Source organism: Neisseria sp. HMSC31F04, from assembly GCF_001807735.1.
Lineage (GTDB): Bacteria > Pseudomonadota > Gammaproteobacteria > Burkholderiales > Neisseriaceae > Neisseria > Neisseria elongata.
Map to the genome: position 1 here is coordinate 1 of NZ_KV790751.1, position 13,739 is coordinate 13,739.

At 49.4% G+C, this 13,739-nt stretch carries 15 protein-coding genes; all 15 read left to right on the forward strand.

The window, feature by feature from the left end; genetic code table 11:
• The first annotated feature begins 69 nt into the window (after positions 1–69).
• The 15 genes from HMPREF3107_RS00145 to HMPREF3107_RS00215 all read left to right on the forward strand — a co-directional run bounded on the left by HMPREF3107_RS00145 (position 70) and on the right by HMPREF3107_RS00215 (position 13,377).
• Positions 70–438 carry a hypothetical protein gene (locus HMPREF3107_RS00145; RefSeq protein WP_070451854.1) on the forward strand — a complete coding sequence of 123 codons (369 nt, stop codon included), beginning with the start codon at positions 70–72 and terminating at the stop codon, positions 436–438.
• Positions 439–640: 202 nt separating this feature from the next.
• Complete coding sequence (pyrC, locus tag HMPREF3107_RS00150) at positions 641–1,675, forward strand: dihydroorotase (protein ID WP_070451857.1); 1,035 nt, start codon at positions 641–643, stop codon at positions 1,673–1,675.
• Positions 1,676–1,866: 191 nt separating this feature from the next.
• Positions 1,867–2,409 carry a carboxymuconolactone decarboxylase family protein gene (locus HMPREF3107_RS00155; RefSeq protein ID WP_070451858.1) on the forward strand — a complete coding sequence of 181 codons (543 nt, stop codon included), beginning with the start codon at positions 1,867–1,869 and terminating at the stop codon, positions 2,407–2,409.
• A gap of 113 nt (positions 2,410–2,522) precedes the next feature.
• On the forward strand, positions 2,523–3,629 hold the full coding sequence (locus HMPREF3107_RS00160; RefSeq protein ID WP_070451860.1) for an acyl-CoA dehydrogenase family protein: 1,107 nt from the start codon (positions 2,523–2,525) through the stop codon (positions 3,627–3,629).
• A gap of 343 nt (positions 3,630–3,972) precedes the next feature.
• On the forward strand, positions 3,973–4,143 hold the full coding sequence (locus HMPREF3107_RS00165; protein WP_040666303.1) for a rubredoxin: 171 nt from the start codon (positions 3,973–3,975) through the stop codon (positions 4,141–4,143).
• 91 nt (positions 4,144–4,234) lie between these two features.
• Complete coding sequence (gene dnaB, locus HMPREF3107_RS00170) at positions 4,235–5,647, forward strand: replicative DNA helicase (protein WP_070451868.1); 1,413 nt, start codon at positions 4,235–4,237, stop codon at positions 5,645–5,647.
• A 116-nt stretch (positions 5,648–5,763) separates the two neighbouring features.
• Positions 5,764–6,489: a pilus assembly FimT family protein gene (locus tag HMPREF3107_RS00175; protein ID WP_070451876.1), complete on the forward strand. Its 726-nt coding sequence runs from the start codon at positions 5,764–5,766 to the stop codon at positions 6,487–6,489.
• A complete protein-coding gene (gene pilV, locus HMPREF3107_RS00180) occupies positions 6,476–7,060 on the forward strand; it encodes a type IV pilus modification protein PilV (protein ID WP_070451878.1) in 585 nt (194 codons plus the stop codon). The genes HMPREF3107_RS00175 and pilV overlap by 14 nt, the downstream gene beginning before the upstream one ends.
• 5 nt (positions 7,061–7,065) lie before the next feature.
• Positions 7,066–8,160 (forward strand): PilW family protein, encoded by a 1,095-nt coding sequence (locus HMPREF3107_RS00185; RefSeq protein WP_070451881.1) that lies wholly within the window; start codon positions 7,066–7,068, stop codon positions 8,158–8,160.
• On the forward strand, positions 8,160–8,663 hold the full coding sequence (locus HMPREF3107_RS00190) for a pilus assembly PilX family protein (protein WP_141742786.1): 504 nt from the start codon (positions 8,160–8,162) through the stop codon (positions 8,661–8,663). The genes HMPREF3107_RS00185 and HMPREF3107_RS00190 overlap by 1 nt, the downstream gene beginning before the upstream one ends.
• A gap of 9 nt (positions 8,664–8,672) precedes the next feature.
• Positions 8,673–9,173 (forward strand): type IV pilin protein, encoded by a 501-nt coding sequence (locus tag HMPREF3107_RS12740; protein ID WP_070451887.1) that lies wholly within the window; start codon positions 8,673–8,675, stop codon positions 9,171–9,173.
• A 99-nt stretch (positions 9,174–9,272) separates the two neighbouring features.
• Positions 9,273–10,121 carry a presqualene diphosphate synthase HpnD gene (gene hpnD, locus HMPREF3107_RS00200; RefSeq protein WP_070451892.1) on the forward strand — a complete coding sequence of 283 codons (849 nt, stop codon included), beginning with the start codon at positions 9,273–9,275 and terminating at the stop codon, positions 10,119–10,121.
• Positions 10,118–11,419, forward strand: coding sequence for a hydroxysqualene dehydroxylase HpnE (hpnE, locus tag HMPREF3107_RS00205; protein ID WP_070451895.1), 1,302 nt, complete (start codon positions 10,118–10,120; stop codon positions 11,417–11,419). The genes hpnD and hpnE overlap by 4 nt, the downstream gene beginning before the upstream one ends.
• A gap of 103 nt (positions 11,420–11,522) precedes the next feature.
• Positions 11,523–12,275, forward strand: coding sequence for a 5'/3'-nucleotidase SurE (gene surE / locus HMPREF3107_RS00210; RefSeq protein WP_070451898.1), 753 nt, complete (start codon positions 11,523–11,525; stop codon positions 12,273–12,275).
• Between the two features lie 124 nt (positions 12,276–12,399).
• Positions 12,400–13,377, forward strand: a complete 978-nt coding sequence (locus HMPREF3107_RS00215) for a peptidoglycan DD-metalloendopeptidase family protein (protein WP_070451901.1) — start codon at positions 12,400–12,402, stop codon at positions 13,375–13,377.
• The last annotated feature ends 362 nt before the right edge of the window (positions 13,378–13,739 follow it).

The window sequence follows — 13,739 nt, forward strand, 5'->3', positions numbered from 1 at the left end:
GGGAGGGAGAAGGAATTTTGCAAAGGTCTCAGGCAGTTTGTCTGCCCGACCTTAAAAGGAAGTGAGCATATGCATAAAACAAAGACCTTGCTGCTGACCGGCATCCTGTCCCTTTTTTCCGCCGCCGCGTTTGCCGCGCCCGTGCCGTCTGAAATATACAAACCGATCGGCGCGCGAACCGTGAAAGCCCATCATCAGGGAAGCGGGGAGTTCGAATATGAAGCCGAGTTGCCCGGCAAACGCATTTCCATTCCTTCGCTGGCGGAAAAAGTCATCGCTTATGCACGCAGCCATGGTTTTCAGATTGTCGAATCGAAAATCAAACACGACGATGATGATTTGAAATTCAAACGCGGCAATCAGGAATTGGATGTCTCGATTGAGGACAAGGGACGCCGCATCGAATATAAGGCGGATTTGGATTTGGATAACCATTAGGCCGGTTTCAATGGAAAGGCCGTCTGAAAGGTTGTGCTTCGCGGGAAGCGGAGGCCTTTCAGACGGCCTTTCCGCCTTATTGCCGGCATTCCGGCATTTCACTATATAATTGCACAGTCAGACGGATGGAGAAGTGCGGCCGTCTGAAAACACACGGGCCGTTGCAGCCCGAGCCATCCATCAACCCACTAAAAGAACAGCCATGCAAACCCTGACCATTACCCAGCCCGACGATATGCACCTCCACCTGCGCGACGGCGACGCGCTCCGAGCCGTACTGCCGTTTACCGCCCGCCAAATGGGCCGCGCCGTCATCATGCCCAACTTGAAGCCGCCCGTCGTCAGCGTGGCCGACGCGCTGGCCTACAAACAGCGCATCATTGCCGCTCTGCCCGAAGGCAGCACGTTTGAGCCGTTGATGACGCTTTATCTGACCGACAAGGCCACGCCCGAGCTTGTACGCGAAGCCAAAGCGGCCGGTATCGTCGCCTTCAAACTTTATCCGGCGGGTGCCACCACCAATTCCGATTCCGGCGTAACCGATTTATTCAAACTGTTGCCTGTGTTGCACGAAATCGCCGCGCAGGATATGCGCTTTTTAGTCCACGGCGAAGTAACCGATTCCGACATCGACATTTTTGACCGCGAAGCCGCTTTCATCGAGCGCGTGATGAAACCCGTTTTGGCGCAAGTACCGAATCTGAAAGTCGTGTTCGAACACATCACTACTGCCGAAGCCGCGCGCCTTGTCTTGGAAGTAGGCGACAACGTGGCCGCTACCGTTACCCCGCAACACCTGCTACTCAACCGCAATGATTTGCTGGTCGGCGGCGTACGCCCGCATCATTACTGCCTGCCGGTATTGAAACGCGAAAGCCACAGGCAGGCACTGGTGGCCGCCGTAACCGGTGAGAAAGCACACAAATTCTTCTTGGGTACGGACTCCGCCCCACATGCCCAATCGGCCAAAGAAAACGCCTGCGGTTGCGCGGGTATGTTCAGCGCGGCGACCGCCGTCGAGCTGTATGCCGAAATATTCGAACAGGCGGGCGCGTTGGACAAATTCGAAGCCTTTGCCTCGCAAAACGGCGCGCGCTTCTACGGCCTGCCGTTCAACACGCGGAAAATCACACTGGTCAAACAGCCGCAGCGCATCCCCGACAGCATCCCCTACGGTGAAGACAAACTGATACCGATGCGTGCTGGCGGCAACACCGAATGGTCGGTACAGTATTGAATTAAAGGCTGTTTCAACATAAGAGGCCGTCTGAAAATGTTGCGGGTTGGGCAATCCGGCATTTTCAGACGGCCTCTTTATAACTTTTGGTTTGAACGTGCGGACGAAATGTTCTTTTCCCCGATTTCGGCTTTGCCGTATCATCCGTCGTCTCTTAATTGCAACGACACACTCAAAAAAGGAATACAAATATGGCACGTTTAACCATCCATACCGTTGAAAGCGCACCGGAAAAAGCAAAACCCCGCGTTGAAGCGGCTCTGAAAAACAACGGCTTCCTGCCGAATCTGATCGGCGTATTGGCCAATTCGCCCGAAGCTCTGGCTTTCTATCAGGAAGTCGGCAAGCTCAACGGCGAAACTTCGCTGACCGCGGGCGAACGCGAAGTGGTGCAGATTTTGGCGGCTAAAATCAACCAATGCGGCTTCTGCGTGGCCGGACACACCAAATTGGCAACTTTGAAAAAACTGTTGAAAGAAGAAGAAATCCAGGCAGTGCGTGCGGTAGCGCCGATTGCCGATGCCAAATTGAACGCCCTTTCTGATTTCACGCAGCAGGTTATGGCGCAAAAAGGCAATGTGTCCGACGAAGAGCTGAAAGCCTTTTTCGATGCCGGCTACAACCAGCAGCAGGCGGTTGAAGTCGTACTGGGCGTAGCCTTGGCCACCCTGTGCAACTACACCAACAATCTGGCGCGCACCGAAATCAATCCCGAATTGCAAGCTTTCGCCTAAAAACAGGTTTGCATGATGAGAGGCCGTCTGAAAACTTCCCGCTTCGCCGAGCGGACACTTTCAGACGGCCTTCAAGCTGATGAACGCCCCACCTTCACAATCTGGAGAATATTATGTCCCGCGAAACCCTTTTGAAACACGTTGCCGAACTGGTGCAGGCCAAGCTGAAACCCTTGGTGGAAGACATCGACCGCAAGGGGCTTTATCCCGAAGCCTTTTTGCGCGAATTGGGCGGGATAGGCGGTTTTGCCGCTGTAGGCAGCGCGGAAGAGGGCGGCAGCGCGCTTGGTTTGGCCGTGCAAATCGAAGTGTTGCGCGAGGTCGGCAAAGCATGCGGCGCCACTGCGTTTTCCGCCTGGTGTCAGGCCGCCTGCGCCTGGTATCTGCACCAAACGCCGAACGCGGAAGTGAAACGCCGTTATCTGTCCGACGTGTTGAACGGACGCGTGCTGGCGGGAACGGGAATGTCGAATACGGTCAAACATTTGGCCGGAATCGAGAAGCATCAGTTGCAGGCGGAGCGTATCGAGGGCGGTTACCGCGTCAACGGCATCCTGCCGTGGGTATCGAATTTGGGCGACAGCCATATTTGGGCGAATACGGCGCAGTTGGGCGAAGAATATGTGATGTTCATCACCGGCGGCGGCCGCGAAGGCGTGTCGCTGATTCCGTGCCCGGAATTCTGCGGCTTGGAAGGCACGCGCACGTTTGCCATTAAATTTGAAAACGTTTTTGTGCCGAATGAAGATGTTATCGCGCAGCCGGAACAGTTTGAAACGTATATCAAATCCATCAAGGCCGGTTTTATCCTGCTGCAAATCGGCATCGGTGCCGGCATTATCGACGGCTGTCTGGCCGAAATCGCCGCTTCGAATGCAGGCAGCGAAACCAACGACTTCCTTGATAACGGTTACGACGAGCTGAACAACCGTTTTCAGACGGCCTTGTCGCGTACTATCGAGCTGGCAGATGCCGCCTACCGCAACGAACCCGAATTGTTGGAAACCCTGCGTTTGCGCGAAGCTGCCGCCTGGCTGTGTTTGGATGCCGCCCAGTCTGCCGCACTGCACACCGGTGCCGCAGGTTATTTGATGAGCAGCCCGGTGCAACGGAGGGTGCGGGAGGCTATGTTTGTCGCCATCGTTACGCCCGCAATCAAACATCTGCGCAAAGAAATCAGCGAATTGGAATTTATCGGCGAGGGAGAGTTTTCCATTTAATCCTGTATCCGCCGTCAAACTGTCGGTACAATGCCGACGAACAGGTGAAAAGGCCGTTTCAGACGGCCTTTTTTGACAGCAATGGTATGCGGACGGGCTGTTTCAAGCGCATGGCTGATGAGGTGAGATAGATGGGGCGTTTGTTCAGACGGCCTAATCAGCCGGACAGGAAGTGCAGGATTTCCTCTGGTTTTCACGTTCAAAAATCGGTGCGTTCGTCATGTAAGGAGCGATTCATCTGCTGATGCGGCAATCAAAGCGAAGGCCGCGTCGGCTGATTGGCAGTTCCACTATAAACGGACGGATGCTTTGTTTGCCTGCCGCCACATTAAGGATATGGGAAATGGCTCAATATGTATGCGTATTATGTGAATGGATTTATGATGAAGAATTGGGCGACCCCAAGCGCGGCATCGCGCCGGGAACAAAATTCGCCGATTTGCCCGACGATTGGGAGTGTCCGGAATGTTTTGCCGGTAAAGACGAGTTTGAGCTGATTGAATTCGGCGACTGATAAATAACGAAAATGGTCCGAGCGAACCTGAACGGGTTTGCCCGGACCATTTCCGTTATAATGCCCACCCCGGTTTATTTTGGTGAAAAACATGGAACAACAATATGCCGATTATGCGGATGAAGGCTTAAACGAAGTGACTTCCCTGTCGTTGCCGCCGAATTCTGTCGAAGCGGAACAGTCGGTTTTGGGCGGGCTGCTGCTGGAAAACAGCGCATGGGACCGCATTGCCGACGTGGTTGCCGGAGAGGACTTTTACCGGCATGAACATCGGGTAATTTTCCGCACAATTGCGGCACTAATTAACGAAAGTCGCCCTGCGGACATTATTACCGTTCAGGAATGGCTGGAGAGAAATGACGAGCTGGAAGCGATAGGCGGCTTCAATTATCTGATTACATTGGCACAAAATACGCCGTCTGCCGCAAATATCCGACGTTATGCCGAAATCGTGCGGGAGAAGTCCGTGATGCGGCAATTGGCTGAAGTCGGCACGGAAATTGCTAGAAATGCCTATAATCCGCAAGGAAAAGACGCAGCCCAGCTGCTGGACGAAGCGGAAAACAAAGTTTTCCAAATTGCAGAAAGCACAGCCAAGTCGAAACAGGGTTTTTTGGAATTGCCGGATTTGCTGAAAGAAGTTGTCGAACGCATTGACATGCTTTATGCGCGCGACAATCCGGACGAAGTAACCGGGGTTCCTACCGGATTTATCGACCTGGATAAGAAAACCTCCGGTTTGCAGCCGGGAGATTTGATTATCGTGGCCGGTCGGCCGTCGATGGGTAAAACAGCGTTTTCCATTAATATTGCCGAGCATGTTGCAGTGGAAAGTAAATTGCCGGTAGCCGTGTTTTCGATGGAGATGGGCGGCGCGCAGTTGGTGATGCGTATGCTGGGTTCGGTCGGCCGTCTGGATCAGCATATCTTGAAAACGGGTGCGTTGCAGGATGAGCATTGGGGACGTTTGAACGAAGCAGTCAACAAACTGGCCGATGCGCCGATGTTTATCGATGAAACCGCAGGGCTGACCGCTTTGGAATTACGCGCCCGCGCCCGTAGGTTGGCAAGGCAGTTTGGCGGCAAATTGGGCTTGATTGTTATCGACTACTTGCAGTTGATGGAAAGTTCGGGAAGAACGGACAACCGTGCCGCCGCATTGGGAGAAATTTCCCGCTCATTAAAATCCTTGGCCAAAGAGTTGCAAGTACCGATTATCGCATTGTCGCAATTGAGCCGTTCGGTCGAGCAGAGAACTGATAAGAGGCCGATGATGTCGGATTTGCGTGAGTCGGGGGCTATTGAGCAAGATGCTGATTTGATTATGTTTATGTATCGAGACGAATACTACAATCCTGAGTCACCAATGAAAGGTTTGGCCGAATGTATTATCGGCAAACATCGTAACGGCCCGGTTGGGAAGGTCTATCTGACTTGGATGGGGCAGTTTACCAAATTCGATAATGCGGCATATGTGCCGGATGCGGCCATGATGGACGAGTAAGTTCATTTACTAGGGTTCGATTAAAATTTTCTAGAATACTGGAATACAAGCTCCATTATCGTTTAGAATAATGGAATAAAAATACTGCGAAAACAATTGAAAGTTGGGAATAAATTATGGGATCTAGGCAAAAGGGTTTTACCCTGATTGAATTGATGGTGACAATAGCTATTATGGCCATAATGGCAGCAATTGCTATTCCAAATTTTGCAGAATGGGTTGCTAAGAGGCGTGTTGCATCAGTAGCTGAAAAAGTGGCCAGTCAAATCAGGTTTGCCAGGGCAGAGGCAGCAAGGCTGAATAAGCCGGTTTATTTGTGCCCAGTACAAATTAAGACAGATGGTAAGCCGGATCAGTATTGTAAGGATACTTATGCAGGTTCGGGATATGCTGTATGGGCTGATTCACCAGAGTATGATCAAAAATACGAAAGGAGTAAGGATGAATCTTTACGTACAGTAGTAATGAATAAAGCCAAAGATCAGATAAAAGTTCGTTATCAAATTAGAAATGTTGGATTTGATGGAAAAGATATAAAGGCAGAGAAGGATGCAAAAATATTGGCATTTTTTCCAGATGGCTCGATAAAAAGATATATTGCTGACAGTTCAGGAAATATGGGCGTTGGCTATCCTGTTGGCGGTTTTACTAAATTTACCTTTACCGATAATGAGGCGAAAGATAAAGAAACGGGTGAGCGTAGAGCGGTAACTTTGCTGGTGTCAGGCGGGCAAGTTAGTTTTTGTGCCAATGGCGATAGCCGTCCGGCTTGTAAGTATGATGTCGATTTAACTGGCGCAACATGTAATGAGTATGGCGGATGTTTATATGAAAATAAATAAAAATATGGGAATTGGATTCCAACAGCAGGGTTTTGCCTTAATTGAGGTTTTGATTTCTGTTGTGGTCTTGGCTTTGGGTATTTTGGCATTGCTGGCAACACAGCTGCGTTCGGTAGGTAGTGTCAGGGAAGCTGAAACACAAACTATTGCCGCACAGGCTGCCCAAAATTTGATTGAGGGGATGACAGCTAATCCAAAACTGGAATTGACTGATGATAAGTGGACGATAAAGAAATATGATCATTATATAAAACCAACCCGGGTTACGGATAATACTGGTAGTTATAATGCGTACAACCTTGCTTTGAAACAGCTGGAAGAATTTAATAAGGAATTGAACGAAACCAAGCTGGGAGATATGAATGTTAGAACGAAGATCTGTAAGACCAAAGATTTGAAAACAGCTATTACAATAGATCCGGATACTGGTGATGTTTCAGATTGGGGTTGTGATGATACTGAAGGTAAGGTGGCAATAAAAATTGCCTGGTTGGTTCAGCCTTTGTCAGATAAAAATACAGACAAGGCGCAAACGGTCAGTTATCAAACTTATATTCGAGACGGAGAGTAAATCTTATGAAACGGCAAAACAATAGATATACCGTCTTACCTAAAAAAATTACGGGATTTACTTTAATTGAACTGCTTGTTGCCAGTGCGTTGAGCATTATTGTATTGATTGCAGCGGGATCAGGCTTTGTAACGACGCAAAAACTCAGTCAGGTAGCAAAGGGGCGTTTGCAGGTGCAAAATGATTTGCGCAATGCAACTAACATGATCGTGCGTGATGCCAGAATGGCTGGTTCGTTTGGCTGCTTCAATTTGGCGAAAACGGCTACGAATGATCAGACAAAATTGAAAGATCATGGTGATGCTAATGAATTGGGGGCTTTGGAGTATAACAATCAAAATCAAGGCGTAAAATATTTGGATGGAACGGCTTTATTGGGATCCAAATTTACTGTTAGTACGTCTAGTCCAAAAGTTCTGCTTTTTACTTATGGAATCGGCTCAAGTAGCGGGTATTCGTCCAGTGGTGCAAATAGTTTTTCCGTTCAGATTGAGAAAGGTGGCGAGTTGGCCGAGTTGGATGAACAGACTAAAGCTCCCATCATTATTAGTACCTGTTCATCATTAGAGAGATTTCCAAGTAGCACTAAGAAGTTGAATGGTAGTGAGCTAACAGTTAAAGATTTATCCCCTAATCTGAGTTCAGATCATGACACTCAAGTTAATCCTAAGCTCCAATCAGAAATATCCGTATTTAGGCAGGTGGTTAATGTATATGCAATTGGCACTCCTACAGGTGGGGAAGAAGGGCTGTATTTATTCCAATTAAATCTTACAACTGGAAAGCTTGGAGAGCCTCAATTGCTATTGGCAGGGGTTACATCTTGGGAGTTGGAATTTGGATATGTTCAATCCCCGGGCTGTAAATCTATGCAGAATGATACGAAAATCAAATTCGTTAATAATATTGAAAGTAATAAAACAGCATTATCTCCTGCTTTGCTGAGGATGAAATTAAAAGGTTCCGGTGGTAGTGGAGAGGTTAAGAGCGGTAAAGCGGCGAATAACTCCGAATCCGATGTTCAAACTTATTACATCAATGCAACTATACGGGGAGGTAACTCATGTGCAGAGCGCAATTTCCAAGAGGATGCAAATTAATGAAATGCCAACATAATATAAAAGGGTTTTCTCTGCCGATTGTGATGATTATGATGTTGGTGCTTGCGATTATGGTTTTGGCAGCAACACAGGTATTTAATACTGAAAGTCGGCTGAGTAGTAATGATGCGGATCGTAAGATGACAATGCAGGTTGCGGAGGCAACTTTACGCCAAGGGGAGCAGGCTATTGTTGATCAAGATTTGGTTGGTCTGGATAAAAAAACACAATTTATATCTGGATGCTCCGATGAAGGGCTATGCCTGCCATCACAGTCGGGTCAGGCTGTTTGGGAGGGGGGTAGCAATAGTTTGCTTGAGCAGAAGGGTAAAAAATATAGGGCTCCTAAACAAGATACGGTGGTGTATAAAGATCCACAGTATGTAATTGAATGGATTTCAGATGATAGTGAGCAGATTGTTTATCGGGTAACGGCCAGAGCATGGGGGGAAAATGCCAACACAGTTGTTACCTTGCAGTCGTATGTTGCGGCAGATATTTAAGGGAAACGTATGAAAGCATCAAACGGCCAGTTCGGTTTTACTTTAATTGAAATGATGGTTACTGTTGCAATTGTTGCAATACTGGTGTCAATTGCTTTGCCTTCATATTCAAGATATATTGAGAAGGGTGATCTTGTGAATGCAAGATCAAAAATGGTTAATATCGCTGATATTATTAAAACGGAATTGGTTAAAAAACCATCTTATTTAGAAAATAAAACCGAGGCAGATTTTAATGCCGAAATTACAGGCATGATTGATGGTGATCTCAAGGCAAAATATACTTTTACTACTGAATTTATTAGGCAGGGAAAAATTAAAGAAGAAGGACCACAAAAAGGTAAGGGTTATCCTGTTGGCATTAGGATTTATGCTGAGCCTAAAAAATCAGGGTACAGCTATACTGCATGGGTAAGTAGCCAGGGCGCAAGTTATTCTTGTATGGATGGCACTCGTGACGAAAATATTGCAGCAGCAAAGAAATTTCAAACTTCTGCTCCGTGTAAATAAAGGTATTGAAAACAAACCCGCAAGTAATATTGCGGGTTTGTTTCATTTTATAAATCACACTACAATCGCCCTTTTAGTTGGCACTTCTTAAAAACAAATATGCAGCCCCTTGATTATTGCCGTAACAAAGTTTCCGAAAGCGGTTCCAGCTTTGTTTCCGGTTTTCGTTTTTTACCGCAAAATAGGCAAAATGCGCTGATTGCCTTATATGCATTTTGCCGCGAACTGGACGATGTGGTGGACGATTGTGCCGATAAGCAAGTGGCGGCCATGGGCTTGCAATGGTGGCGGGGGGATTTGGCCAAGGTATTTTCAGACGGCCTACCGGAGCATCCGGTTAATCAGGCGTTAAAACATATCGTTATCGAATTTTCTCTGCCTCAAGCCGAGTTGGAGGAAATTATCGAGGGCATGCAGATGGATCTTCGGCAAGTAAGGTATGCCGATTTTGCCGAGCTGTCGGTTTATTGTTATCGGGTAGCCGGAGTGGTAGGCAGGTTGATTGCACGGATTTTGGGATTTGATAATGAGCAAACTTTACTGTATGCCGAAAAACAAGGTTTGGCTTTGCAGCTGACCAATATTATCCGGGATGTTGGCGAGGATGCGCGAATGGGCAGAATTTACCTCCCGCAGGATGAGCTGGAACGTTTTGGTATTGCAGAACAGGCGGTATTGCGCGCCGAATCTTCAGCTGAATTTATCGAATTTATGAATTTTCAATACACGCGGGCACAAAATCTTTATCGCGAAGCGCGTGATCTTTTACCTGATGAGGATTGCCGCAGGCAGAAAGCGGGCTTGATTATGGCGGCGATATATTATGCTTTATTGCAGGAAATCCGTAGAGACGGCTTGGAAAATGTGTTGCGTTACAAAATTGCAATCCCGGGGCCGAGAAAAAAACGGATTGCATTGAAAACTTGGTTATTTGGATTCAGACCATGAGCGTGAAGCGGAAAATAGCGGTGATCGGTGCGGGTTGGAGCGGTTTGTCGGCTGCGGTTAATCTGGCCGGAAAAGCAGATGTAACAGTGTTCGAGGCCGGTAAAACGGCCGGGGGCAGGGCACGGGCGTTGGCGGCGGATAATGCGGGCTTCAGCTTTTTGGATAACGGCCAACATATTATGATGTACGCCTATCGCGGTGTCCGTCATCTGATGGATAAAATCGGAGCTGATTACCGGCATGATTGTGTCAGATTGCCGCTGCAATGGCATTTGGCCGACGGATTGCAGTTTCAGACGGCCTCTCTGCCTGCACCTCTGCATCTTTTATGGGGTGTGTTAGGGGCAAAAAACGTCCGTTGGTCGGATAAGGCCGCATTGTTAAAACAGATGCGGAATCTGCGCATATGGCATGGTGAAGATGTTCCTGTAGGCAAATGGCTGCGTTCCCAACAATGCCCGCAAAAATTATTGGCAGGATTTTGGCGGCCGCTGGTGTTGGGGGCATTGAATACGCCGATTGAGGATGCCAGCCTGCGTGTTTTACGGGCGGTATTGGAAGACGGCGTATGGGCGGACAAGCGTGCGGCAGATTATCTGTTGCCGAAAACCGATTTAAATACTTTATTGGTCGAACCGGCAATCCGTTTTTTACGCCAATACGGGGTTTGTCTGTATTTCGAACAGCGCGTCGGCCGTTTGGCCCTGTTGCCGGGCGGGCGTGTGGCTGTGAACGGCGAACCATTTGATGCAGTGGTGGCGGCGGTTGCTCCTTATCATATTTCCGCTTTAATGCCGTCTGAAACACCTGAGGATATTCAGACGGCTTTTGAAGGTATCCGGTACCATGCCATTACAACGGTTTACCTGCGCTATGCCGAAACAGTCCGCTTGCCGTCGGTAATGACCGGTTTGGCCGAAGGTACGGTACAGTGGTTTTTCCAACGCGGCTGCCTAGGTGCTTCCGACCGCGAGGTGGCGGCAGTCATTAGCGTATCCGAGCATGTCGGACGCTTGTCGGCGGAAGAATGGATACGGCGTGCCGATGCGGATTTGCACCGCATTTGCCCCGAAATCGGCGCCCCGATTGCGGCAAAAGTCATTACGGAAAAACGGGCAACTGCCGCCTCTTATGCAAACAGGCCGCTGCCCGATTGCCGGTGGCTGCAGCAAAACGGCATTTATCCCGCAGGCGATTACCTGCATCCGCGTTATCCCGCCACCTTGGAGGCCGCAGTGCAGAGCGGTTTGGCGGCTGCGGAATTGGTATTGTGCGAACATGGCTGTTCGGGGTATTAAACCGGCTTTTATCCATGATAACAGGCCGTCTGAAAACATTATTCGGGTTTCAGACGGCCTTCATATCAGCATCAAACAACAGATTTAAAAACGGAGAACAATAATGAACATCCTGATTTGCAACGACGACGGCTATCTTGCCCAAGGGATTGCCGTTTTGGCCAGAGTGGCGGCCGAGTTTGCCAATGTGCGCGTTGTGGCACCGGAGCGTAACCGCAGCGGGGTCAGCAACTCGCTGACTCTGGACAGGCCGTTGCAGCTCAGACAGGCGGAAAACGGCTTTTACTATGTCAGCGGCACTCCGACCGACTGCATCCATTTGGCGTTACATGCACTGTCTGAATTCAAGCCCGATTTGGTGTTGTCCGGCATCAACCACGGTGCGAATATGGGGGACGATACCCTGTATTCGGGCACGGTGGCGGCAGCAACCGAAGCCTATTTGCTCGGCTTTCCCGCCGTGGCCTTTTCCTTAAACGACCATACCGACCGCTATTGGCCGACTGCCGAGAAGGCGGCATGGCAGTTATTGGAAAAATTGACGGCGAATCCACCGCAACAGCCGGTTTTGTGGAACGTCAATATCCCTGCCGTTGCCGCCGAAGATTTGCGCGGATGCAGAATCACGCGGCTGGGGAGGCGTCATCACGAACAGAGCATTGTGCCGATGCACAACCCGCGGGGGGAAAAGGTTTATTGGATTGGTGCCGCAGGAGAAGCTGCAGACCGGGAAGATGGAACCGATTTTGCCGAATGTGCCGCCGGTTTTATTACCGTTACGCCGTTGCAGATTGATTTGACAGCCTATAATCTGCTCCATGAAACGGCGCGCTATTGGCAGCAGAGTGAAGGATAACGGGATTTTACAGTCTGACTGCCCGATATTCGGCCATACAGCAGGGTTTGGACTTGAGAAGGCGGCTTAGTTTTATTATGATAGCGTCCGCTTAACTTAAGAAACTCAAAAGGTAAGAAAAATTATGTTGAAAAAAACTGCGTTGAGAACCGGTTCCTTAGCAGCCGTTTTGATGTTGGGAGCTTGTTCGTGGCTTCAGCAGCCGGCCGCACCTGTAGTGGAAGGCACCAATACCGGCGTCGGCATGCAGAATACCGAAAGCAGCATCACAGGCGGCAATCCTTACGGTGCCGCACCTTATGAACCCAGCGCATCGGTTGGAAACATGGGCGGAAATGCCCCTGTTTATACACCGCCGCCGACAATTTCCTCACCTTCGGTTTCCGGAAGCACCTATGTGCCCTCATATGCGCCGGTAGACATTAATGCCGCGACGCATAAAGTCGTGCGCGGCGATACCGTCTATAATATTTCCAAACGCTACAACATCACTCAGGATAATTTGCGTGCCTGGAACGGTTTGACCGATAACAATATCAGCGTTGGCCAGACCCTGCGCGTGAAGCCGGCCGGTTATGTTGCCCCGGCATCTTCAACCGTCGTGCATAAGCCTGAGCCTGCGCCAAGCCATCCGCCGGTCAGCGCACCTGTCAATACGCCGCCGGTGAGTGTCGTACAGCAGCCCGCGCCGACACCGCCCGTTTCTTACGCCGGCTCGTCCGGAGGCGTGCGCACTGCAGCCGGCATTACTTGGCAGAGGCCTACAGCCGGCAACATTATCGCCCATTACAGTAACAGCAATAAGGGCGTCGATATTGCCGGAACGAGCGGACAGGCCGTTGTGTCTGCCGCAGACGGTAAAGTGGTGTATGCCGGCAACGGATTGCGCGGCTACGGCAACTTGGTTATCGTCCAGCACAATTCTACCTACCTGACTGCCTACGGCCATAACCAGGCTTTGTTGGTGAAAGAAGGGGAAGTAGTAAAACGCGGGCAAACCATTGCACGGATGGGTAATACCGATACCGACCGTGTCAAGCTGCATTTCGAAGTACGACAAGATGGCAAGCCGGTCAATCCCGTCAATTATGTTGCCTTCTAACACATAAAAAAGAACTTTAGACCGTCTGAAAATACCTGCTGCGACAGTGGGTATTTTCAGACGGCCTTTTTATGGCGGATTTTAGTGTAAATCGGCATTATGCTTTGTTTTTCGGTATCTGCGGCTTTTCCGTTTGCCTGTTCTATCAAACTGCAACATATCCGCCCTTTGGGCAGTTTCAGGTGGTTTTGCATGAGTTAGAGCCTGAAATTATCTAATTTCGGCCGGACTTTCCCTGACCGACAAGCCCTGATGGATGTGCCTCGATAAATCAAGATGAGCAGCTGCTTTCGTAGATGGAAAATCGAGGTGTCGGCATTTTTAATAGCACAGAGACCTTTGCAAAATCCCCCCAAAATCCC

What these genes read in the sequence shown, in the direction of transcription:
- HMPREF3107_RS00145 (WP_070451854.1), top strand. Translation starts at nt 70, where the DNA reads ATGCATAAAACAAAGACCTTGCTGCTGACCGGCATCCTGTCCCTTTTT.
- pyrC (WP_070451857.1), top strand. Translation starts at nt 641, where the DNA reads ATGCAAACCCTGACCATTACCCAGCCCGACGATATGCACCTCCACCTG.
- HMPREF3107_RS00155 (WP_070451858.1), top strand. Translation starts at nt 1,867, where the DNA reads ATGGCACGTTTAACCATCCATACCGTTGAAAGCGCACCGGAAAAAGCA.
- HMPREF3107_RS00160 (WP_070451860.1), top strand. Translation starts at nt 2,523, where the DNA reads ATGTCCCGCGAAACCCTTTTGAAACACGTTGCCGAACTGGTGCAGGCC.
- HMPREF3107_RS00165 (WP_040666303.1), top strand. Translation starts at nt 3,973, where the DNA reads ATGGCTCAATATGTATGCGTATTATGTGAATGGATTTATGATGAAGAA.
- dnaB (WP_070451868.1), top strand. Translation starts at nt 4,235, where the DNA reads ATGGAACAACAATATGCCGATTATGCGGATGAAGGCTTAAACGAAGTG.
- HMPREF3107_RS00175 (WP_070451876.1), top strand. Translation starts at nt 5,764, where the DNA reads ATGGGATCTAGGCAAAAGGGTTTTACCCTGATTGAATTGATGGTGACA.
- pilV (WP_070451878.1), top strand. Translation starts at nt 6,476, where the DNA reads ATGAAAATAAATAAAAATATGGGAATTGGATTCCAACAGCAGGGTTTT.
- HMPREF3107_RS00185 (WP_070451881.1), top strand. Translation starts at nt 7,066, where the DNA reads ATGAAACGGCAAAACAATAGATATACCGTCTTACCTAAAAAAATTACG.
- HMPREF3107_RS00190 (WP_141742786.1), top strand. Translation starts at nt 8,160, where the DNA reads ATGAAATGCCAACATAATATAAAAGGGTTTTCTCTGCCGATTGTGATG.
- HMPREF3107_RS12740 (WP_070451887.1), top strand. Translation starts at nt 8,673, where the DNA reads ATGAAAGCATCAAACGGCCAGTTCGGTTTTACTTTAATTGAAATGATG.
- hpnD (WP_070451892.1), top strand. Translation starts at nt 9,273, where the DNA reads ATGCAGCCCCTTGATTATTGCCGTAACAAAGTTTCCGAAAGCGGTTCC.
- hpnE (WP_070451895.1), top strand. Translation starts at nt 10,118, where the DNA reads ATGAGCGTGAAGCGGAAAATAGCGGTGATCGGTGCGGGTTGGAGCGGT.
- surE (WP_070451898.1), top strand. Translation starts at nt 11,523, where the DNA reads ATGAACATCCTGATTTGCAACGACGACGGCTATCTTGCCCAAGGGATT.
- HMPREF3107_RS00215 (WP_070451901.1), top strand. Translation starts at nt 12,400, where the DNA reads ATGTTGAAAAAAACTGCGTTGAGAACCGGTTCCTTAGCAGCCGTTTTG.